The sequence below is a fragment of the Aquaspirillum serpens DSM 68 genome, assembly GCF_000420525.1.
Taxonomy (GTDB): Bacteria; Pseudomonadota; Gammaproteobacteria; order Burkholderiales; family Aquaspirillaceae; genus Aquaspirillum; species Aquaspirillum serpens.
Map to the genome: position 1 here is coordinate 1 of NZ_ATVC01000026.1, position 20,829 is coordinate 20,829.

General features: G+C 48.1%; 20 protein-coding genes. 3 read left to right on the plus strand and 17 right to left on the minus strand.

From position 1 onward, the window contains the following. Window positions 1-236: helix-turn-helix domain-containing protein (locus G465_RS13835; protein WP_022653701.1), on the minus strand; the 236-nt coding region annotated here is incomplete at its 3' end. A 120-nt stretch (window positions 237-356) separates the two neighbouring features. After that, a complete protein-coding gene (locus G465_RS13840) occupies window positions 357-767 on the minus strand; it encodes a calcium:cation antiporter family protein (protein WP_211213701.1) in 411 nt (136 codons plus the stop codon). 524 nt (window positions 768-1,291) lie between these two features. Between G465_RS13840 and G465_RS0106640 the strand changes: the two genes are divergently transcribed. Both G465_RS0106640 and G465_RS0106645 read left to right on the plus strand, forming a co-directional pair. Continuing rightward, on the plus strand, window positions 1,292-2,356 hold the full coding sequence (locus tag G465_RS0106640; RefSeq protein WP_022653703.1) for a hypothetical protein: 1,065 nt from the start codon (window positions 1,292-1,294) through the stop codon (window positions 2,354-2,356). 213 nt (window positions 2,357-2,569) lie between these two features. Continuing rightward, window positions 2,570-2,821 (plus strand): type II toxin-antitoxin system prevent-host-death family antitoxin, encoded by a 252-nt coding sequence (locus tag G465_RS0106645; RefSeq protein ID WP_022653704.1) that lies wholly within the window; start codon window positions 2,570-2,572, stop codon window positions 2,819-2,821. Between the two features lie 236 nt (window positions 2,822-3,057). On the opposite strand, the gene htpG is transcribed toward G465_RS0106645, so the two are convergent. From htpG to motA, 13 genes are all read right to left on the minus strand, one after another. Beyond that, window positions 3,058-4,953 (minus strand): molecular chaperone HtpG, encoded by a 1,896-nt coding sequence (gene htpG / locus G465_RS0106650; RefSeq protein WP_022653705.1) that lies wholly within the window; start codon window positions 4,951-4,953, stop codon window positions 3,058-3,060. Between the two features lie 129 nt (window positions 4,954-5,082). Continuing rightward, window positions 5,083-5,961 carry a serine hydrolase gene (locus tag G465_RS0106655; protein ID WP_022653706.1) on the minus strand — a complete coding sequence of 293 codons (879 nt, stop codon included), beginning with the start codon at window positions 5,959-5,961 and terminating at the stop codon, window positions 5,083-5,085. Window positions 5,962-6,069: 108 nt separating this feature from the next. Beyond that, window positions 6,070-7,899: a SurA N-terminal domain-containing protein gene (locus tag G465_RS0106660; RefSeq protein WP_022653707.1), complete on the minus strand. Its 1,830-nt coding sequence runs from the start codon at window positions 7,897-7,899 to the stop codon at window positions 6,070-6,072. A gap of 154 nt (window positions 7,900-8,053) precedes the next feature. Beyond that, window positions 8,054-8,323 (minus strand): HU family DNA-binding protein, encoded by a 270-nt coding sequence (locus G465_RS0106665; RefSeq protein WP_022653708.1) that lies wholly within the window; start codon window positions 8,321-8,323, stop codon window positions 8,054-8,056. A 101-nt stretch (window positions 8,324-8,424) separates the two neighbouring features. Continuing rightward, entirely contained in the window at window positions 8,425-10,845 is a 2,421-nt protein-coding gene (gene lon / locus G465_RS0106670; RefSeq protein ID WP_022653709.1) for an endopeptidase La, read from the minus strand. 138 nt (window positions 10,846-10,983) lie between these two features. After that, entirely contained in the window at window positions 10,984-12,258 is a 1,275-nt protein-coding gene (gene clpX / locus G465_RS0106675) for an ATP-dependent Clp protease ATP-binding subunit ClpX (protein WP_022653710.1), read from the minus strand. Beyond that, window positions 12,255-12,902, minus strand: a complete 648-nt coding sequence (gene clpP / locus G465_RS0106680) for an ATP-dependent Clp endopeptidase proteolytic subunit ClpP (protein ID WP_022653711.1) — start codon at window positions 12,900-12,902, stop codon at window positions 12,255-12,257. Before clpP ends, clpX begins: the two co-directional genes overlap by 4 nt. Next, window positions 12,902-14,206 carry a trigger factor gene (gene tig, locus G465_RS0106685; RefSeq protein WP_022653712.1) on the minus strand — a complete coding sequence of 435 codons (1,305 nt, stop codon included), beginning with the start codon at window positions 14,204-14,206 and terminating at the stop codon, window positions 12,902-12,904. The genes clpP and tig overlap by 1 nt, the downstream gene beginning before the upstream one ends. Window positions 14,207-14,415: 209 nt before the next feature. After that, on the minus strand, window positions 14,416-15,207 hold the full coding sequence (locus G465_RS0106690; RefSeq protein WP_022653713.1) for a TrmH family RNA methyltransferase: 792 nt from the start codon (window positions 15,205-15,207) through the stop codon (window positions 14,416-14,418). Between the two features lie 9 nt (window positions 15,208-15,216). Further along, window positions 15,217-16,548, minus strand: a complete 1,332-nt coding sequence (locus tag G465_RS0106695) for an HDOD domain-containing protein (protein ID WP_022653714.1) — start codon at window positions 16,546-16,548, stop codon at window positions 15,217-15,219. Next, on the minus strand, window positions 16,545-17,285 hold the full coding sequence (locus tag G465_RS0106700) for a class I SAM-dependent methyltransferase (RefSeq protein ID WP_027405249.1): 741 nt from the start codon (window positions 17,283-17,285) through the stop codon (window positions 16,545-16,547). Before G465_RS0106700 ends, G465_RS0106695 begins: the two co-directional genes overlap by 4 nt. 32 nt (window positions 17,286-17,317) lie before the next feature. Continuing rightward, window positions 17,318-18,223, minus strand: coding sequence for a flagellar motor protein MotB (gene motB / locus G465_RS0106705; protein ID WP_022653716.1), 906 nt, complete (start codon window positions 18,221-18,223; stop codon window positions 17,318-17,320). A 40-nt stretch (window positions 18,224-18,263) separates the two neighbouring features. Further along, complete coding sequence (gene motA / locus G465_RS0106710; RefSeq protein ID WP_022653717.1) at window positions 18,264-19,124, minus strand: flagellar motor stator protein MotA; 861 nt, start codon at window positions 19,122-19,124, stop codon at window positions 18,264-18,266. A 220-nt stretch (window positions 19,125-19,344) separates the two neighbouring features. Between motA and G465_RS0106715 the strand changes: the two genes are divergently transcribed. After that, complete coding sequence (locus tag G465_RS0106715) at window positions 19,345-19,890, plus strand: cupin domain-containing protein (protein WP_022653718.1); 546 nt, start codon at window positions 19,345-19,347, stop codon at window positions 19,888-19,890. On the opposite strand, the gene G465_RS0106720 is transcribed toward G465_RS0106715, so the two are convergent. After that, window positions 19,887-20,372: a YajQ family cyclic di-GMP-binding protein gene (locus G465_RS0106720; RefSeq protein ID WP_022653719.1), complete on the minus strand. Its 486-nt coding sequence runs from the start codon at window positions 20,370-20,372 to the stop codon at window positions 19,887-19,889. The genes G465_RS0106715 and G465_RS0106720 overlap by 4 nt on opposite strands. A gap of 17 nt (window positions 20,373-20,389) precedes the next feature. Then, window positions 20,390-20,593: a DUF2788 domain-containing protein gene (locus tag G465_RS0106725; RefSeq protein WP_022653720.1), complete on the minus strand. Its 204-nt coding sequence runs from the start codon at window positions 20,591-20,593 to the stop codon at window positions 20,390-20,392. Window positions 20,594-20,829 lie beyond the last annotated feature (236 nt).

The following is a 20,829-nucleotide window of genomic DNA, read 5'->3' on the forward strand; positions in this document are numbered from 1 at the left end:
TGCAAAGCTTGGCTTGGTGATTCTCTCAGCCAAACAAACTCTTGCTTCCAGCTGGGCAGCAGATTGGCTAATTTGACGTAAGAAAATCGAATCGTGGGGTCAGTCTGATACCATTCCTTTTGCAACGCCAACGCCTTATTAAAGACGAACCGACACGAACCCGCAAAGCGCGACATTTGCCGTGTTTGCTGGCCGTTAGGTGTCAGTTGGAATTTGAAGGCTTGAAGTCGTTTCATGCGCTCATTATACAAACAGCAAAGCAAACATTGATTTGTTTTTACTTTACAACCGCAACACTAAACCCTAAAACGGCTTTGCCGTTTGCGCCTGATATCCCCGCCATGAATGGCGAGGTTTTACGGCACAGGGGATAACACGATAGCGTCAACTCGAGAGACATTGCCATCCCACAACTGCCACGCCGCCAAAGCCGTTACCAAAATCAAGATGGGTAATTCTTTGTGTAGCACTTGTGAGTGTACGGTGATGGGGCTAATCAGGGCGGTGATGCCGAGGATAAGGGCAATGTTGGTGATATTCGAGCCATAGGCGTTACCGAGGGCAATGCCCGGGTTGCCCTGTGAGGCGGCGAGGGCAGATACGACCATTTCGGGGGTGGAAGTACCAAAGCCAACGATGACCATACCAATTAACAAGGGTGGCATACCGAAGTGCGACGCCGTCGATGCTGCGCCTTCAACAAAACGGTCGGCACTCCACACCAATAACACCAGCCCTACGATCACGGCAAAGAAAGGTAATAGCATCAATCTGTGTCCTTTTTGGTTGATTGGATTTTCTACGAGTTGCACTGTACCGATTGCCTAGAAAACTGTCAGTAGGTATAGCTTGGGTTGAGCACTCCAACGCAAAAAGACAAAAAATAGATATTGCATATACAAAATGCGTAGGATGGATAAGCGAAGCGCATCCATCAAAAAATCTCACGAAACCCAAACAGTCCATCCAAATGAGTGTGGGCACTGACTTTGTGCCCACGAAACCATACCTGACAGTACATCAGAAAAAGCAGTTTCATCGATTTGACTTAACATACGGTGGCATTTTGATAATTTGATGAATCCCTACACTGCCGATCTGTCACGATTACATGAAAATTTATTAACTACTAGAGGTTGAGCTACCAAGAGTAAACAACCCGAATCAGGTGCTTAGAAATTTTATGAGTTGCACCACTTAACCAAATGTGATATCCATTTAGCGTTTTGACCTTGAATGAAGATTCATTCATTGTTTTATTTTTAATTAAAATCAAAATGGAGAAAATAAGTTGGATAAGAAAACAAGCAAAATCTCTTGGATTTTTGGCTCTATTTTATTGCTAATTGGGATAAGCAATCTAATTGCCTTATCAAATGCCTATGGTTTATTGATGATAGTTGCAGGAGGTTTTTTACTCCCACCCATCAGAAATAAGTTTTATGAACTAACGCAAATTCAAATACAAAGTTGGCTCAGAGGTATAGCTGTTAGCTTACTCATAGTAAATTTCTTTGTATTGTCTCAAGAGTCTGAAAACAAAGATAATGCGAAGACACCAGAAAACAAAGAGATAGCAAAGAATACCCAATCAGAAAATCCATCTATTAACAAAAAAACGGAAGTAGAAAATAAACCCTGTCAAGATTTAGAGCAAAGCAATTTGCTTTATCAGAAAAACATGGAGAACAAAAAATATTACGATGCAGCATTGATAATGAAACAATGCTTAAAAACTCATGAAAACGATCAGAGCTTAAAGGAAAAACTTTCTATTGCCGAAATTAGCCAATATAAATCTAACATAGAAAATCCACAAAGCCGACTTCATCAACTTCTAAACATTGAAAATCTAGAGCGTGATTATCCAAAAGAAGCAGAGAAATTTGCTGATTTGAAACGCAAGCTGAAAGACGAAATAGATTCAAAATGGAGTTATCAGGTAGAAGAAGATGAAATGTCTAGTAAAAAAATATTTTTTGCTACCAACACAAGTAAAAACTATCTAAACTTTGATTTTCCTTATTCAGGCAGTCAACAAGCTACTCTACAGATTAGAAATCATCCGAGATATGGCAGAGATATAATACTCTCGATAGAGAAAGGACAATTTTTATGTGGCTATAATGATTGTTCTGTATTAGTAAAATTCGATGATACTCCTCCAGTAAGGTTTTCAGCATCTTCACCGAACGATCACAGTTCTGAACATATTTTCATCAATAGTTATCAGAAGTTTATTGATAGAATGAAAAAATCCAAAGAAGTCAGAATTGAGGCAAAATTTTATAGAGAAGGCGCTCAGTCTTTAATATTTGACACTACAGGATTTGATCAACAAAAGATGTCAAATTAACTACTAACTACCATTAAGTTGGGTTGCCAATATTTGGTAACCCAACTTAACTTATTTTATTCTTCTATCCCAACCACAACAGAAACTCTATAAATAATATCTGCACATCTCAATAAGAAATCATCATCAACTTTTATTAAAGTAGAAATTTTTGCCACATCACCTTCATTGAAAAAGCACTATATTTGTAGCTATTATTTTGAGGAATCAATCATGGATACCATCTACGCCGACTACTCCATCAGCATGTCAGAGTTTAAACGCAACCCAGCGCAAGTGCTGCGAGATGCAGGAGAAAAACCCGTCGCAGTGCTCAACCACAACCGCCCAGCCTTCTACATGATTACACCCAAACTCTTTGAAGCACTGGTCGAAGAACTAGCCGACCGTGACTTAGTAGAACTAGCCCGCCAGCGGTTGACCATGACCGACAGCGCGATTGAGGTCGATATTGAACAACTCTAATACACCAACCGAAGCAACAAAATATCGGTTGAAATTCCTACCAGCAGCCCTTGATGAATGGAATGCACCAGTCAGATCAGTAGCATCCATCGTTTCGTGGGCACAAAAAAATGGTACCCACGCTACTGTTCTATTGGCCGTAGGATGGATAAGCGCAGCGCATCCATCAAGAAACCATCACCCAAACAAAAAAGCCACCCAAATCATCGGGTGGCTTTCTTTGTGGTGCAGCGCGGCTAGGCTTGCAACAACAACTTATTCATCCGCTTCACAAACTGCGCCGGATCAGCCAACTGGCCGCCTTCGGCCAACAATGCCTGCTCAAACAACAACGCACTCAAATCGGCAAAACGGTCTTCACTTTGCTCACGATCCAAACGCTTCACCAACTCATGCTCAGGGTTCAGCTCCAAAATCGGCTTGCTGCTGTCCACCTTCTGACCCGCTTGCTTTAACAAACGCTCCAGATGCGTGCTCATCCCGTATTCATCCACCACCAAACACGATGGCGAGTCGGTTAAACGATGCGTTACGCGAACTTCTTTCACCTTGTCGGCCAACACGGTTTTCACCCGTTCAACCACCGGCTTCAACGCCTCTTCAACCTTCTCTTGCTCTTTCTTCTCCTCGGCATCCGCCAATTCGTCAAGATCAAGCGCGCCCTTCGCCACCGACGACAATTTCTTACCGTCAAACTCGGTGAGATAGCTCAACATCCACTCATCAACACGGTCAGTCAACAACAACACCTCGACGCCTTTCTTGGCAAAAATCTCCAAGTGCGGGCTATGGCGGGCGGCGGCGGTGGTGTCGGCGGTGATGTAGTAAATGTGCTTTTGCCCTTCCTTCATCCGTGACACATAGTCGCTTAACGACACAGTTTGTTCATCGGACTCTTGATGCGTCGAAGCAAAGCGTAACAACTTAGCAATACGGTCGCGGTTACTGAAATCTTCACCTACGCCTTCTTTCAACACCGAACCAAATTCAGTCCAGAAACCTTGGTATTTCTCCGTTTCTTTCTCGGCAATGTCTTCCAACAGACCCAACACTTTTTTCACACAACCGGCGCGAATCGCATCGATGTCCTTCGAGCTTTGCAACAACTCACGGCTGACGTTCAGCGGCAAATCGGCCGAATCGATCACCCCACGCACAAAGCGCAAATAGTGTGGCATCAGTTTTTCGGTGTCTTCCATGATAAAGACACGGCGCACATATAACTTCACCCCTTGCTTACGCTCACGCTCCCATAAATCGAACGGCGCTTTAGCAGGGATATACAACAGCTCGATATACTCTTGCCGCCCTTCCACACGGGCATGGCTCCATGCCAGTGGGTCTTGATAGTCATGAGAGACATGCTTGTAGAACTCACGATATTGCTCTTCGCTAATATCGCTCTTGCTACGCGCCCACAATGCCGAGGCTTGGTTGACGCTTTCCCAACCTTCTTGTTTCACTTCATTGCCATCGTCATCAAACGTAGGCTGTTTTGGCATCTCAATCGGGATCGCGATATGGTCGGAGTATTTGCGAATGATGCTACGCAATTGCCAATCGTTGAGCAGATTATCTTCCGAATCGCGCAGATGTAAGACAATTTCTGTCCCACGGCCGGCTTTTTCGACAGTTTCTAAGGTGTAATCACCTTCACCCGCCGACTCCCAACGCACGGCCTCGCTGGCAGGCACACCAGCGCGGCGAGTGGTCAGGGTCACGCGATCGGCCACAATAAACGCCGAATAGAAGCCGACACCAAATTGACCGATTAAATTCGCATCTTTTTTGGCATCGCCGGTGAGATTTTCAAAGAAAGCTTTGGTACCCGACCGCGCAATAGTACCGATATTTTGAATCACTTCTTCGCGATTCATCCCGATGCCGTTATCGCTGATGGTCAGCGTTTTTGCCTCTTTATCAAAGGCAAGGCGGATTTTTAACTCGGCATCGTTTTCAAACAATTCTGGGGTTTCTAGGGCTTCAAAGCGCAGTTTATCTGCTGCATCAGAAGCATTTGAAATCAGCTCGCGCAGGAAAATTTCCTTGTTTGAGTACAAGGAGTGGATCATCAGATGCAGGAGCTGTTTCACTTCGGCCTGAAAGCCCAGGGTTTCCTTTTGTGCGCTCATCGTATTCTCAACCAAATGGGATTAAACAATCGAGCAACACAAATGAGGCAAAGCCAGTGCTTTTCAAGACCAGAGGAGAGGCGACTCAGCGACAATCACCGCCGCCGAGCCCTAAGAGAGATAGGCGATTTAGCCCATTAACCAAGTGCGGGGGTTGGATTCGAGCCACATTTTGATTTGCCGTGCATCGTCCAAACGCGAATTAGGATTGTCTGCCGCCAACAACACAATAAACATCGGTGTTGAACCGACCGTCGCTTGCATCACCAAACACCGCCCAGCCTCGCGGATATAGCCGGTTTTGGATAACCCAATCTGCCATTCCCCCTCACGCACCAAGGCATTGGAATTGCGGTAGTGCAAGACACGATTCGAGGGCAATAACACATCATGTTCGGCGGTGGTGCTGTATTGGCGAATCAGTGGATATTGATAGGCGGTTTGCACCATGTGCGCCAAATCAAGCGCGGTGGCGCGATTGCCACTGTTCAAACCGGTTGCATCGTAAAACACCGCATCGCGCATCCCAATTTGTTTTGCTTTGCGGTTCATGCGTGCAATAAAGGCATCGCTTCCGCCGGGGAAAGTTCGCGCCAAAGCTGCCGAAGCACGGTTTTCACTCGACATCAGCGCCAGCAACAACATTTCGCGCCGCGAGAGGGTAGTCCCCACCGCCAAACGGGAACTGGTGCCCTTCAAGCGATCAATCTCGGCCTCGGTGATGCTAATCATCTCGTCCATCGGCAAATTCGCATCGAGGACGACCATTGCCGTCATCAGCTTAGTGATCGAGGCAATTGGGGTCGAGAGATGGGCATTTTTTTGATACATCGGTTCACCCGTCATCGCATTGATGACCAAAACTGCATGAGAATGCAAACTTGGCTCGGCACTGGCTTCTAAACTCGCCGTCTGAGTGGTGGCACGCCCTTCGGCCAACACCGAGGGCAAAGCGGCCCCAAACAGACACGTTGCCAAGGCAAAAGAAGAAAAATAGCGGCGTAACATCGATCGTTCCTTAGCCAAAAAAACGACACATGCCCGTGATCCAAAAAAGAACAACGGGCATGTGGCAATACGCGTTACATTGTACGGCAATGGTTTGCCTTATGTCGCTTAATCTGTGGCTTTCACCGGTTTAATTTTGATCGGGAAAGTCTGCTGCAAACTTTTGACATAAGCAAAGGCATCTTGACCCACTTGGAGTTCAGTCAAACGGGCGGCGAGTTCCGCTTGTCGCTCAGCGTTCTTAGCCGGTGGGGTGGCATGTGGTGCGACACGATAAATCACATAACTGCCATCGCCCACCGCCGTGCCGACATACGCCGGTGCAGGTTTCAACTTGGCAGAAAACACCACTCGTGCTTCTTCTGGCGATAAGCCGATTGGCGCTTCACGCGAGACACGCTGCAATGGCCCCCAAGCGTATTGGTCGCTGGCTTGTCCAGCTTTGAGCTTGGCTAAGAATGCCTTACCTGCCTCTTGCGCCACAGTGTTGGCCTGTTGTAAGCGCAGTTCCCGTTCAATTTGTGCCGATACTTGCTCTAGTGGTTGCTGTTGCGCTGGGCGATGTTCTACCACACGGGCAATGACAGTGCGGCCCGGTGCAATTTCAATGGCCTCGCTATTGTGTTTTTGTTTCAACACATCATCACCAAACACCGCTTCTAACAGCTTAGGTTGGGCTAAAGGAGAGGGGAGAGCGGTATTACGCTCTAACCATTCGCTGGTTTGCGGCTTGGTTTTCAGCAAATCGGCCACGGCCTGTAAGCTATCTGCCTTTTGATAGGCCAACTCACCTGCTTCTTCTACCTTTTGCCGATATAGCATATTGGCTTTTTGCTTTTGTAAGCGTTCGACAATCGCCGGTTTCACCGACTTGAGATCAGGCGAGCGAATGTCTTGCACTTTAATGATGTGAAAGCCAAATTCACTTTCCACCAACTCACTGAGCTGACCTTTGTTCAGTTTGAAAGCCGCTTCCTCAAACGATTTCACCATCACACCACGCGGCACATAACCAAGATCCCCGCCACGCGCAGCACTACCGGGGTCTTGTGAATGTTGACGGGCAAGGGCAGCGAATTGTTCAGGTTTTTCCTGCAACAACGACAACACGGTTTCTGCTTGTTGACGGGTGTTTTGTCTGACTTCGTTGTTTGCACCTTGTGGTAAGGCAAACAAAATATGGGCAAGTTGGCGTTCTTCTCGCGCCAGCTCGGCCTTGTGTTCTTCAAAGTATTTTTCAATCTCAGCCGCTTCAATTGGAATCGTGGCAGCAATTTGATCGAGGGTGATGTCAATGTATTCCAGCTTTACCGCTTCTGGAATGACATATTGTTGTTTGTCTTTTTCATACGCGGCTTTAATCGCATCTGGGGCAAGCTGTACGCGGTCGGTGAATTTTTCTGGGCGGAACCACAGCGGATTGATTTCGCGCACTTCGGCCAAGGTGATGGCTAAACGCTCTGTGACGGTTTTTGGTAAGAATGCAGAAGCAGCGAGGGCTTGAATTTGTTTGTCCAAGCGCAATTCACGCATCACATTTTGTTCAAAGGCATCAGCAGACAGATTTTGTGATGCTAAATAAGCCTGATACATCGCAGGGTCAAAGCGACCATCTTTTTGTACCGCAGGCATCGCCGCAATCGCACGCTGTAACATCGCTGGGGTAATCACCAAACCGGCTTTTTCTGCCTCGGCCAACAACAAGCGCTGGCGGATCAGCATATCGAGCATTTGCTGTCGTAGCACAGGATTAGTTGGTTGGCCTTGCAATGCTTGGTCGATATCGCGACTGTAGATGCGGCTGTCGCCAACCTCTGCGAGATAGTTGTCATCGGTGGCGGTGGTATAGCTGCCCACCCCAAAGCCAACAAAAGTGAGTGCCACTGCCCCTAAGATCACCTTAATGAGGACAGTATTTTTTTGGACAAAATCAAACATACACGCCGTATTTCCGTTTGCCGGTCGGCAAAAAATAAGGTGAACCCGAGGTGTTCACCTTCAAATGAAATAAACACTTAACCTGTGCAACATCAAGCTCAGGCGCACAAAGCAGTGCCAAGGCTCGCTTGCACACTGCTTTTACACAGACAAATTACAGAGCGTCTTTCAACGCTTTGCCGGGACGGAACTTAGGCGATTTTGAAGCAGGGATCTGAATGGTAGCGCCGGTTTTTGGGTTGCGGCCAGTGCGTGCGGCACGTTCACCGACGTAGAAGCTGCCAAAGCCAACCAGCGTGACGGTATCGCCCTGTTTCAGCGCCTCGGTTAAGGCAGCAACCGTAGCGTCCAATGCTTTGCCGGCATCGGCTTTAGACAGCGCAGCGCGCTCGGCGATGGCGTCGATCAATTCTGCTTTATTCATTGTGATCCCTTAAATTATTTTAATGATTCCTAAGAATCGAAAATCAAACCGTCTGCTTTATAGCAAGGTGCAATTCGGCATGTCAAGCAAGCCACTCACGCTTAATGCGTGGTGATTTGCGAGCCATTCGCCGCTTCATTCAACGCCGGAATCGGTGTCACCGCTTCGGCCTCTTCCAACAAAGGCACCGGTTCACGCTCTAGGGCATGACTGAGCACTTGTTCAATCCATTTAACCGGATGAATTTCCAGCTTTTGTTTCACATTTGCCGGAATCTCAGCCAAATCTTTGACATTACCTTGTGGAATCAAGACATGCTTGATACCGCCACGTTGCGCGGCCAACAGCTTTTCTTTCAGACCACCAATCGGCAACACTTCGCCGCGCAAGGTAATTTCACCGGTCATGGCAACATCGGCCCGAACGGGGATTTTAGTCAAAGCGGAGACCATCGCTGTCACAATCGCAATCCCTGCAGAAGGACCATCTTTTGGTGTAGCGCCCTCTGGCAAGTGAATATGGATGTCGTTTTTCTCGTAGAAGTTGCTGGCAATGCCTAATTGACGGGCGCGACTGCGTACCACACTCATTGCCGCCTGTACCGACTCTTGCATCACCTCACCGAGTTGGCCGGTGCGGATGATATTGCCTTTACCGACCAAGGCGACCGCTTCAACCGTCAGCAACTCACCGCCCACTTCCGTCCATGCCAAGCCCGAAACTTGTCCAACCTGATTGGCTTGCTCAGCCACACCATAATCGTAGCGGCGCACGCCTAGGTATTTATCCAACCCTTTCGCCGCAATGGTCACTTTTTGTGCTGCTTTACCCAACTGTTTAGCACGCACCACCTTGCGACACAGTTTGGCCAATTCGCGGTCAAGATTACGCACACCGGCTTCGCGAGTGTAGTAACGCACAATGTCACGGATCGCTGATTCTTGCACGACCAATTCACCTTCAGTCAGGCCATTGTTTTTCAGCTGCTTCGGCAACAGATAGCGCTGAGCAATATTCAGCTTTTCATCTTCGGTGTAACCCGAGAGACGAATCACTTCCATCCGATCAAGTAACGCAGGTGGGATATTCATCGAATTTGCCGTTGCGACAAACATCACATCCGACAAATCGAAGTCAACTTCAGCATAATGATCAGCGAAAGCATGGTTTTGTTCGGGGTCTAACACTTCTAATAAAGCAGAAGAAGGATCGCCACGGAAATCAGACCCCATCTTGTCCACTTCATCGAGCAAGAACAGCGGGTTTTTCACCTTGGCTTTAATCATGCTTTGCAAAATTTTGCCCGGCATCGAACCAATATAGGTACGGCGGTGACCGCGAATTTCTGCTTCATCACGCACTCCACCCAGAGCCATCCGCACAAACTCGCGGTTTGTCGCACGAGCAATCGATTGCCCCAGCGATGTTTTACCGACACCGGGCGGGCCAACTAAGCACAAAATCGGGGCTTTAAGTTTATCGACACGCTGTTGAACCGCCAGATATTCAACAATCCGCTCTTTGACCTTTTCCAGACCAAAGTGATCGCTTTCTAATACCTCTTCTGCCGCAGCCAAGTCTTTATTGATCTTGCTTTTCTTTTTCCACGGCAGATCAATCAACGTTTCGATGTAATTGCGTACCACGGTTGCCTCGGCCGACATGGGCGACATCAGACGCAATTTTTTCAACTCGGCTAAAGCTTTTTCGCGGGCTTCTTTTGTCATTCCAGCCGCTTTGATGCGCTTTTCCATCGCATCTAAGTCGCTGTTTTCGTCCAGCTCACCCAATTCTTGTTGAATGGCTTTGACTTGTTCGTTCAAGTAGTAGTCGCGCTGGGTTTTTTCCATCTGTTGCTTGACGCGACCACGAATGCGTTTTTCAACTTGCAGAATCTCTAGTTCAGATTCCAGTTGCGTCAACAAGTGCTCTAAGCGTGGCTCAGTGTGCAACAGCTCGAGCACTTCTTGTTTTTGTTCTAATTTCAGCGGTAAATGCGCGGCGATGGTGTCGGCCAAGCGGCCAGCTTTATCAATGCCAGTGATTGAGGTCAAAATCTCAGGAGGAATTTTTTTGCTGAGTTTGACAAATTGTTCAAACTGCGCCAATAAGGTCCGGCGCATGGCTTCAGATTCAGAGCTATGCTCTTCCTCTGCTGCAAACACTTCTAAATCGGCTTCAAAGAATTCGGCATCGTCACGAATTTCGGTGATGGTGGCACGTTGGCGGCCTTCAACCAGCACTTTGACCGTACCATCGGGCAGTTTCAACATCTGCAATACGGTGGATAGCGTACCAATGCGGTATAAATCTTCTTCGGAAGGTTCGTCTTTAGCAGCAGTTTTTTGGGCAACCAATAAAATCTGTTTGCCCTCGTTCATTGCCTGTTCAAGTGCCTTAATCGACTTGGGGCGGCCCACAAACAGGGGGATCACCATATGCGGGAACACCACGACATCGCGCAAGGGGAGCAGGGGCAAGGTCAAAGCTTCTGCAGGTGCGGTATCTTGGGCGTTAGACATTGAGTTTCCTGTAATTAAAGACGAAGAGATGCAAGGGAAATGGGGCAGGCGCAAGCGAATTCAAGCAAAACACCCACCATCCCCCCTTCGACAAAAAACCGCCCCGAAGGGCGGTTAGTGTCATACAACAAGCCAACACTAGGCAGAACGTGATACCGATAGATCGTCTTCTTGATAGACATAAAGCGGTTTCACGCCCTGTTCGATTACGTTTTCATCGACCACGACGCGATTGACGCCAGACAACGAGGGAAGCTCGTACATGGTATCAAGCAACGCTCGCTCGATAATCGAGCGCAAACCACGGGCACCCGTTTTGCGGGCAAGCGCTTGTTTAGCAATGGCTTTTAGAGCTGTTGGTCGAATTTCTAGCTCGACTTCTTCCATCGCAAACAGCTGTTGGAATTGTTTGATTAAAGCGTTACGCGGTTCGGTGAGAATCGTCACCATCGCGGCTTCATCCAATTCTTCCAACATCGCCAACACCGGCAAGCGACCGATAAACTCGGGAATCAAACCGAATTTAATCAAATCTTCTGGCTCGGTTTCTTGCAAAACACGGCCAATCGCCTCGCCTTGCTCTTTCGAGAAGACATCCGCCCCGAAACCAATCCCGCCTTTTTGTGAACGCTGACGGATAATTTTTTCTAAGCCATCAAAAGCGCCACCACAAATAAACAGGATGTTGGTGGTGTCAACTTGGATAAACTCTTGATTCGGGTGTTTGCGGCCACCTTGCGGCGGAATCGATGCAACAGTGCCTTCAATCAGCTTTAACAGCGCCTGTTGCACCCCTTCACCCGATACATCACGGGTAATCGAAGGGTTGTCAGACTTACGGGAAATTTTATCGATTTCATCGATATAGATAATCCCACGCTGAGCCTTGCTGACATCGTAATCACATTTTTGCAACAGCTTCTGAATGATGTTTTCAACATCTTCACCCACATAACCAGCTTCGGTCAGTGTGGTTGCATCGGCCATCACAAAGGGCACATCCAACAAACGTGCCAAAGTTTGTGCTAACAGGGTTTTTCCTGAACCCGTTGGGCCAATCAGCAAGATATTACTCTTAGCCAATTCAACCCCGGGCGCACCTTCTTCGCCACGTGCCAGACGTTTGTAATGATTATATACAGCCACCGAGAGCACTTTTTTCGCTGCCTCTTGACCAATGACATATTGGTCGAGGGTAGCGCGGATCTCTTGTGGCGTTGGCAGGTGAGATTTGGTTTTATCTTTCCCTTCCAACGCTGCAGCTGCCTGTTCTTCACGAATGATGTCGTTACATAAATCGACACACTCATTACAAATAAAGACCTGTGGGCCAGCAATCATCTTGCTGACCTCGTGTTGGCTCTTACCGCAGAAAGAACAGTACAGCAGCTTGTCTTTCTTTTTTATGCTCATGAACGGGCTGCCTCGCTGCGATTAGCAAGCACTTTGTCGATTAAACCATATTCACGCGCTGCTTCCGCCGTCATGAAGTTATCGCGATCGGTATCACGCTCTAAATCTTCCACTGCACGGTCGCAGTGTTGTGCCATCAACTCGTTGAGCTTGCGTTTCAAGCTAAGAATTTCGCGGGCATGAATCTCAAAGTCGGAAGCCTGACCGGAGAACCCACCCAACGGCTGGTGAATCATGACACGAGAATTTGGCAACGCAAAGCGTTTGCCTTTTGCGCCAGCAGAGAGCAAGAACGCGCCCATGCTTGCCGCTTGCCCAATGCACAGTGTTGACACATCAGGCTTGATAAAATTCATCGTGTCATAAATCGACAGCCCTGCAGTCACCGACCCACCGGGTGAGTTGATATACAGGTAGATGTCTTTGTCAGGATTTTCCGACTCGAGAAACAATAACTGCGCTACCACCAGATTGGCAGAATCATCTGTCACCGGCCCCACCATAAACACAATGCGCTCTTTAAGCAGGCGAGAGTAAATATCGTAGGCGCGCTCACCACGACCGCTTTGCTCCACCACCATCGGTACGAGACCTAAAGCATGTGGAGCGGGTTGTGTAGTTTGCCAATCTGATTGGATATGCATTAGGCGTTCCCCATCAACTCATCAAAAGAAACCGGTTTCTCGCTTACTTTGGCCTGAGATAACACAAATTCAACCACGTTGTCTTCGAGCACCATCGATTCTGGGCCTTGCAGACGTTCTGGGCTGGCTTTGTACCATGCGATAACTTCTTCAGGTTGTTCGTAGCTCTCGGCAAATTCTTGGATCAGAGCCATCACTTGCTCTTCTTTTGCTTTGATGTCGTGTTTCTCAACCAGTTCCGCCAAAATCAAACCCAAAGCAACACGGCGCTCGGCTTGTTTGGTGAACAAATCAGCAGGCAGCGGCATCGAGTTTGCATCAATCCCACGTTGTGCCAAGTCTTGACGAGCTTGATCCATCAAACGGTTGACTTCCATGCCCACCAACGCTTTTGGCAATTCGATTGGGGTGGCATCCAACAACGCTTGCATTGCATTTTCTTTCACTTGTGCTTGCAGGCGGCGTTTGACTTCGCGGGTCACGTTTTTACGAATTTCTTCGCGCATTTTGCTCACATCGCCATCAACAATGCCGAGCTGTTTTGCAAAAGCTTCGTCGATTTCTGGCAAGGTCGCGGCAGCAACGTTTTTCACCGTGATAGTGAACACGGCGGTTTTGCCAGCCACGTCTTTACCGTGGTAATCCTCAGGGAAAGTCACCGACACCTCACGGCTTTCGCCTTCGGTCAAACCCACCACACCAGTTTCAAACTCAGGCAACATTTGGCCTTGGCCCAACACAAACGGGAAGTTTTCCGAGCTACCGCCGGCAAACGCTTCGCCATCGATGGTACCTTTGAAATCGATAATCACGCGGTCGCCTTCGGCAGCAGCGCGCTCAACACGGTCGAAACGGGTGCGTTGTTTACGCAGAATATCAATCGTTTTATCAATTTCAGCGTCAGTCACTTCGGTCACTGGTTTTTCAACTTCTTTATCAGCTAAAGAACCGATAGCGACTTCTGGATAGATTTCAAACAAAGCACTGAAGGTAAATTGGCTGCGGTCTTCTTCGTTATTTTGTGGTTCAAAACGAGGGAAGCCAGCAACACGCAACGCTTGTTCGCGCACAGCTGCAGTAAAGCTATTTTGAATCTCTTCACCCAACACTTCTTCACGCACTTGCAAACCGTAGTTCTGCTCAACAATTTTCAGTGGCGCTTTGCCTGGGCGGAAACCTTGGATCTTGGCATTACGAGCCACACGCTGTAAGCGTTGTTTCACTTGGTTGTCGATGGCTTCGGTAGGCAAGGAGATCGTCAAACGGCGCTCCAAGGTGCTCAACGTTTCCAACTGAATTTGCATCTTGAATCCTTAATCAAAAGCTTGGATGAAAAGCGATAAAGGCAAGGACGGTCAAATCACCCGATCAGGATTTCATCCGAGCGAGGAGACTGTTCTGGCTTACGCAAGAAAGGCGCGAGTATATCACGGGTGTTTACTGCAGCAACGGGCTGGGATCAAACAGCAGGCATTCTGCGGCGAATTGGCTCGCCATCATCATGCTATCTCGCTCAAACCAAGACAGCCGCCCGTTGTCGTACTTGTTCAAATAGACAGACCGCCGCCGCGATTGCCACATTCAATGATTCGGTTTGTCCAGGCATCGGAATTAACACCGGCTGGGCTAAAGCGGCCAAGGCATCAGAAACGCCGGTGCCCTCATTGCCAAAAACAAAAGCGCACGGCGAAGTTAAATCACATTGGTAAAGACTGTGCTCGGCGGCAAGATGGGTCACCAGTTTGGTACCAGAAAAATCGGCCAGCACACGGGCTAAGTCGGCATTGCTAACAATTTGCAGCGAAAAATGCGCTCCCATTGCCGCACGGAGCACTTTCGATGACCACGCATCAACACAGTCAGGGGACAAATAGACTTGGCTTATCCCCGCCGCCGCCGCCGTACGCAGCAGTGTCCCTAGGTTACCCGGATCGCGAATCGACTCTAGTAATAGTTTGTCTTGCGACATCACCATCGGGTGCGGCAAGGCCGCCAACGACATCACCCCCAGCACCTCGGGAGCCGAATGTAGGGCTGACATTTTCTGTAACGCAGCTTCTGCTACCCACACGCATTCGGTGGTGGTGGCACAGCGTTGCAATAACGCTTGGACTTCGGGATGGTGTTCTGCGCGGCTATTGAGATAAAGACGTTCTAAGCACCCACCTCGATCAAGCAAGGTGTGGCACAGATGGAGTCCTTCCAACACACATTGCTGTTCGGTCTGGCGCGCTTTCGCCTTTTCTAATAAGCGATTGAGGGTTTTTAGCTGTGGGTTGTGTGGAGAATCAATACGGGCAAGCAAAACAACCCCTTACATATTAGCGAGATGAATAATAGCCGCTTTGAATGATTGGTACACCACATCATCAATATCACGTCCAGTTTGGGCGTTATCGATATAAAACAGCCCTTTGAACGTGCCATCTTTATGCAAACTAATCATTGCACAACCGTTGTCGGGTACTGCCGCAAAGAAACTGTCTTGAAAACGGTTACGGATGGTCATCAATTGTGGTGCGGCAATCCGAATCGCTTGAGTTTTTTGCCCAAACGCATAGAAAAAGCTGTTTTGGTCTAACGATAAGGCAGCACCGATCAGTTGATCTTCGTGTTCAAAACCAATGCGGTAGTGATTGCGCAAAGTTTGGTCGGTTGGATTTACCGCAAAGAAAGCCAAGCGATCACACCCCAGTTGTAAAGACAAGCTGGCTAAGGTGCGGCGAATTGACTGATCGAGTTGGGTCATCCGTTCATCGCTACTCCAGTCAAAGAACAAAAACTCGTTCTCTGACACCAAAGGCATAATCGGCAGCAGTGCCAATTCACGGGCAAAACGGTCGTTGTCCGTCCCAGCAGCTGGATGGCGAGCCAGATAGAGCGCAATTTGGGTCAGGACTTGCCACAAGGTTTCACGCGGCTGTTGCAACAAATCCGCCGCATTATCCAGCATATGCACCACCGGTTTTGACCACCAACCTTCATCAAAACGCGAGGTAATTTGAATTGCACACCGCAACACCAACTTACGACGGTCGATAGTTTCGTGCGATTGCTGCGACAACATCTCCAGTGCTTGCGGCGGCATCCGGCACAGGGTCAACAATTCGGACAACACCATGTCATAAGGCACACCAAAGCGTTTTTTGGCAACCTCATCCGGTGTAGCTTGGGGATCTAGGGCAGTATCTAAGGCGCGGCAACATAGCGGCACTTGATATAACAGCGCGGCAACAAAGTATTCTTCAACCCGATGCTCTTCGTTTAATGCCAACCATTCTTTTACCAGCCAAGCTGAAAAGCGGGCACGGGCATAGGCAGTGCGAATCGCCGGCATATGAGCCGGTGCCACCCGTGATTCGAGACTTGGCAACGAACCAAAACGATTAAAAAATTGATCGAGACCAATCAACATAATCGCGTGCTCAATCCCGAGGGTCACGGTCAGCGGTTCACGTACACGTTCAATCGAGGCGACATGGCGCAGCAACTGATAAGCCAACAGCGGATCAGCCAACACCACATTGGCCACATCTGCAACGTTTAACAAGCTTTCATCTGTTCGCCGCAGATGGGCCAAACGATCAAGACTGGCGGAGCGAATCGGGAGTGGCTCGCTTGCCATAGTACGAAGCCAGTTTTTCATGCTCTATCCTTTGGTTTCTGCCACACATACAGACAAGAGCCAATACGATCATTGATAGGAAATGATTGCTGGGCCGGCTGTCCTGGTATCGTAAAAGTATTGCTAATCAGTTGGCCATGTGCCGGTGCTTGTTGGCAAAATTGTTGCCAAACTTTTGGCATAGGCTCGGGCGAGAGATAACAGTATACGATATCCGCCTCTTGCAGTGAGGTTTGCCATAAATTGGCAAATTTGACCTGTACATTGCGCACAAAACAGGCTCGTATCCGTGCAATCAGGTAGGGAATCATACTGTTTTCTACCCCAGTCAACACAAGATCGGGGCGCAGACGTGCTAAACCAAATAAAACCGTCCCTGTCCCACAGCCTAAATCAAGCAGGCGAGCCTTCTCTGGCACAATATGTTGTAGTTGGGAAAGCGTCGCTTTGGTTGATAAGAATAGCGGAACCCGTTCGCGCCAAGCATTACCGGAAATAGCAAATGTAAGAACGGCTAAGGCAAGATACCACTCAGGCGTAATCTCCAGCATCAATGCTACCCACAGCAACGGTAACGCCACCAGATGCAATAAACTCGCCGACCAAGGGTGGCGGCGAAAACGGCTCAAGACCAGCGCACACGGACCTTGTAATAATAGCGCGGGAACAGAAAAAGAAACGGCGACCGGCCACGCTAACAACAGACCGATCACCATCACTAAGCCGTGCTCTAACCAGCGGCGAATTGAGAGAGACATTGAAATCCAGAAAAAAGACGACAGAGGAAAGGTTACTGTCCTGCCGTTTCTGTTGTCTCTGCAGGGGCAGGGGACGGCGCAGCTGCAGCAGCGCGGTCTGCTACCGAGGGGCCTGATTCGCGCAGGATGTCTTCTTCCGTTTTCTTATTGAGGACAATAATCGTAATCCGGCGGTTGATTGGATTGGTTGGGTTGGTTTGATCGAGTGGATTCGCTGCGGCCAAACCAGTGACGCGCAACATTTTTTGTTCAGTCATCCCACCCAGCAACAGCTCACGACGCGCCGCGTTTGCACGGTCGGCAGACAATTCCCAGTTACTGTATCCACGTTCACCAGCAGCAAACGGCGTGGCATCGGTGTGTCCAGAGATTGACAACCGATTTGGCACATCATTCAGAATTTTTGCCATTTCCTGCAATAACAGACGCGTGTGCGGCAACAAACTGGCACTACCTGAATCAAACATCGGACGATTTTTTTCGTCGATGATTTGCACCCGCAACCCTTCTGGGGTCATTTCAAGGGTAATTTGATCTTTAAACTGTTTTAAGGTTTGGTTTGACTCAATCGCCTGAGTGATTTTTTGCGAAAGCTTGTTGAGCAAGACACGTTCTTTGCGCTCATCTGTCACGATATTGCTGCGGTTCACCTGTCCTGCGGAACGGGTTAAGTCCTCACCCCCGCCCTTGATGGGACTGGTGGCATCACCCGCACCATCGCCCCCGAGCAACGCCACTTTCAATGGTGTACGGAAGTATTCAGAAATCCCCGCTAACGCGCCTTGGGAGACCGATGATAACAACCACATCAACAAGAAGAACGCCATCATCGCTGTCACAAAGTCAGCATACGCAATCTTCCACGCACCACCGTGGTGGGCATGCCCCCCTTTTTTGATGCGCTTGATAATAATGGGGCGTTGTGATTCATCAGCCATGCTCGGCTCCTTTTAACCTACTAAACAAAGCACATAAAAATTAGCGGTTCTTCGCGTTTTTCACGTGTTCTTCCAACTCAAGGAAGGTTGGACGATCGGTGCTTTGCAGAGCTTTACGACCAAATTCAACCGCCACAGGAGGCGCATACCCGTTGAGCGATGCCAACAAGGTAACTTTGATGGTATTGAGCATCCGCGTTTGGTCGTTGAGTTTGTGTTCTAGGTTGGTTGCCAATGGACCGACGAAACCGTAGGACAGCAAAATACCCAAGAAGGTACCAACCAGCGCCGCCGCAATCAGTTTACCGAGTTCTGCCGGCGGAATCCCCACCGATTCCATCGTATGCACCACACCCATCACACACGCCACAATACCCAAAGCAGGGAAAGCATCAGCCAAGTTACGTACAGCATTGACCGGCACTTCGCCTTCATGGTGGTGGGTTTCAATTTCGATATCCATCAAGTTTTCAATCTCGATAGGATTCAAGTTACCCCCGACCATCAAACGCAAGTAGTCACACATAAATTCTGTGACATGGTGCTCAGCCAAGATAGAAGGATATTTGGTAAACAAAGGGCTTTCTGCCGGCGCATCCACATCGGCTTCAATCGACATCAAACCCTCTTTACGCACTTTGCCAAGAATTTCGTACAGCAATGCAAACAGCTCCATATACATTGCTTTATCGAAGTTGGATTTTTTCAGCGTGGTTGGCAAAGCCTTCATGGTTGCCTTGAGTGGTGCCCCTGCGTTAGCCACCAAGAAGGCACCCACCGCAGAACCACCGATCATCAGCAGCTCAACCGGCTGGAATAGCGATGCAAGATGGCCACCGGCAAGTACAAAGCCGCCGAACACACTGCCTAATACAATGATGTAACCGATGATGACAAACATTAAAGCCCCTTAAGAATGGCTATTGCTCTGTGATGTCCAGCACCCGGATGACGCAGCGCAAAAACGGCCACTATTGTAACAAACACTGGCTATTCGCCAATAGTTCAACTCGCATGACGCTGTAGAAAGTTTGCCTATTTGCAACACGAAAGGATGAGCAATCGGCCCAGCTAAGGCTAAAATGACCAGCAATCTTGTGATCTCACCATGGAGCTTAGCAATGGATGTTGGTTCTCGCCTACGTCATGTCAGAGAAAAATTTGGTTTATCACAGCGTGAATTGGCAAAACGGGCTGGCGTCACCAATGGGACAATTTCCCTGATTGAACAAAATCGTGTTAGTCCTTCAGTGAGTTCACTGATGAAAGTGCTCGAAGGGTTGCCGATGACGCTGGCAGAGTTTTTTACTTTCGATCTCGCGCCCCAAGCACCCACGCCGTTTTATCCTAAAGCGTGTCAACCCAATGTGGGACGAGAACAGATTTCTTTTTTTCTCGTTGGACTCAATCACCCCAATCGTAACTTAACTTTATTACGCGAGATTTTCGCCCCTGGGGCCAACACTGGGCCAGACATGCTGTCGCACGATGGACAAGAAGGCGGGGTTATTGTTCGCGGAAGTATTGAACTGACAGTGAATGGCGAGACACAACGCTTAGAAGCAGGCGACGGCTATTATTTTGACAGCCGCCTGCCGCATCGCTTTGCGAACCCTAGCAACGAACCCTGTGAGTTAATCAGTGCCAACACGCCGCCATCGGTTTAGTCACGAAAATTATTAAACTGTAGCGGTGTATCAGTGATTTCCTTGCGGATCAAAGCAATCGCTTCTTGTAGAATATCGCGTTTTGCACCGGAAACCCGCACCGTATCACCTTGAATAGCGGCCTGAACTTTTAATTTGGCATCTTTTAACAAGCGCACAATTTTCTTGGCAAGGTCAGTTTCTACACCAACTTGAATGGTAACGGTTTGTTTAACTTTATTACCGCTGACTTTTTCTAGTTTGCCATAATCTAGACAACGTACGTCCACATTACGTTTGGCTAACTTGGCAATTAAAATATCCTTTACTTGATCGAGTTGAAATTCTGCATCAGCAAATGCGGTTAACACCTTTTCATTTTGCTCGATGCGTGCATCAGAGCCTTTGAAATCGTAGCGAGTGCTGATCTCTTTATTGGCTTGTTCTAGTGCATTACGGACTTCGACTAAATCGACTTCAGAAACCACATCAAATGATGGCATCGTTATCACTCCTTATGTTATTTTTCTAAAAAATAGCTAACCAAAAACTCTTTAAAAACAAAACCTGTGACACCTGTTCCAAGTGCTAAAAAGAGAACAAAAGTTCCAAATTTTCCAGCATTCGATTTTTTTCCTAGGTCCCAAATAATAAACCCCATAAAACCAATTAAACCAGTCAATAAAATACCCATCGACCAGCGGGTGAATTCTTCTTCTGACATACTATCTCCTATTTATCTATCAGTTGCTTGGCATGAAGCATCGTCGCGCTTGCGATACCAGCGTGCAGGCTATGTGACGTTTTTTTTCCAAAAAAATGAAACGGTCGGCTATAATGTTTCCTTGATTTTTCTTAGAAAACCATCTTTTTTGTTTTTTACATAAAAAATAAAAGATTTTTCAAAGAAACAGGAAGAAATATCTGTTTTTACCATTTTTGGAGGGTTCATGTTCGGTT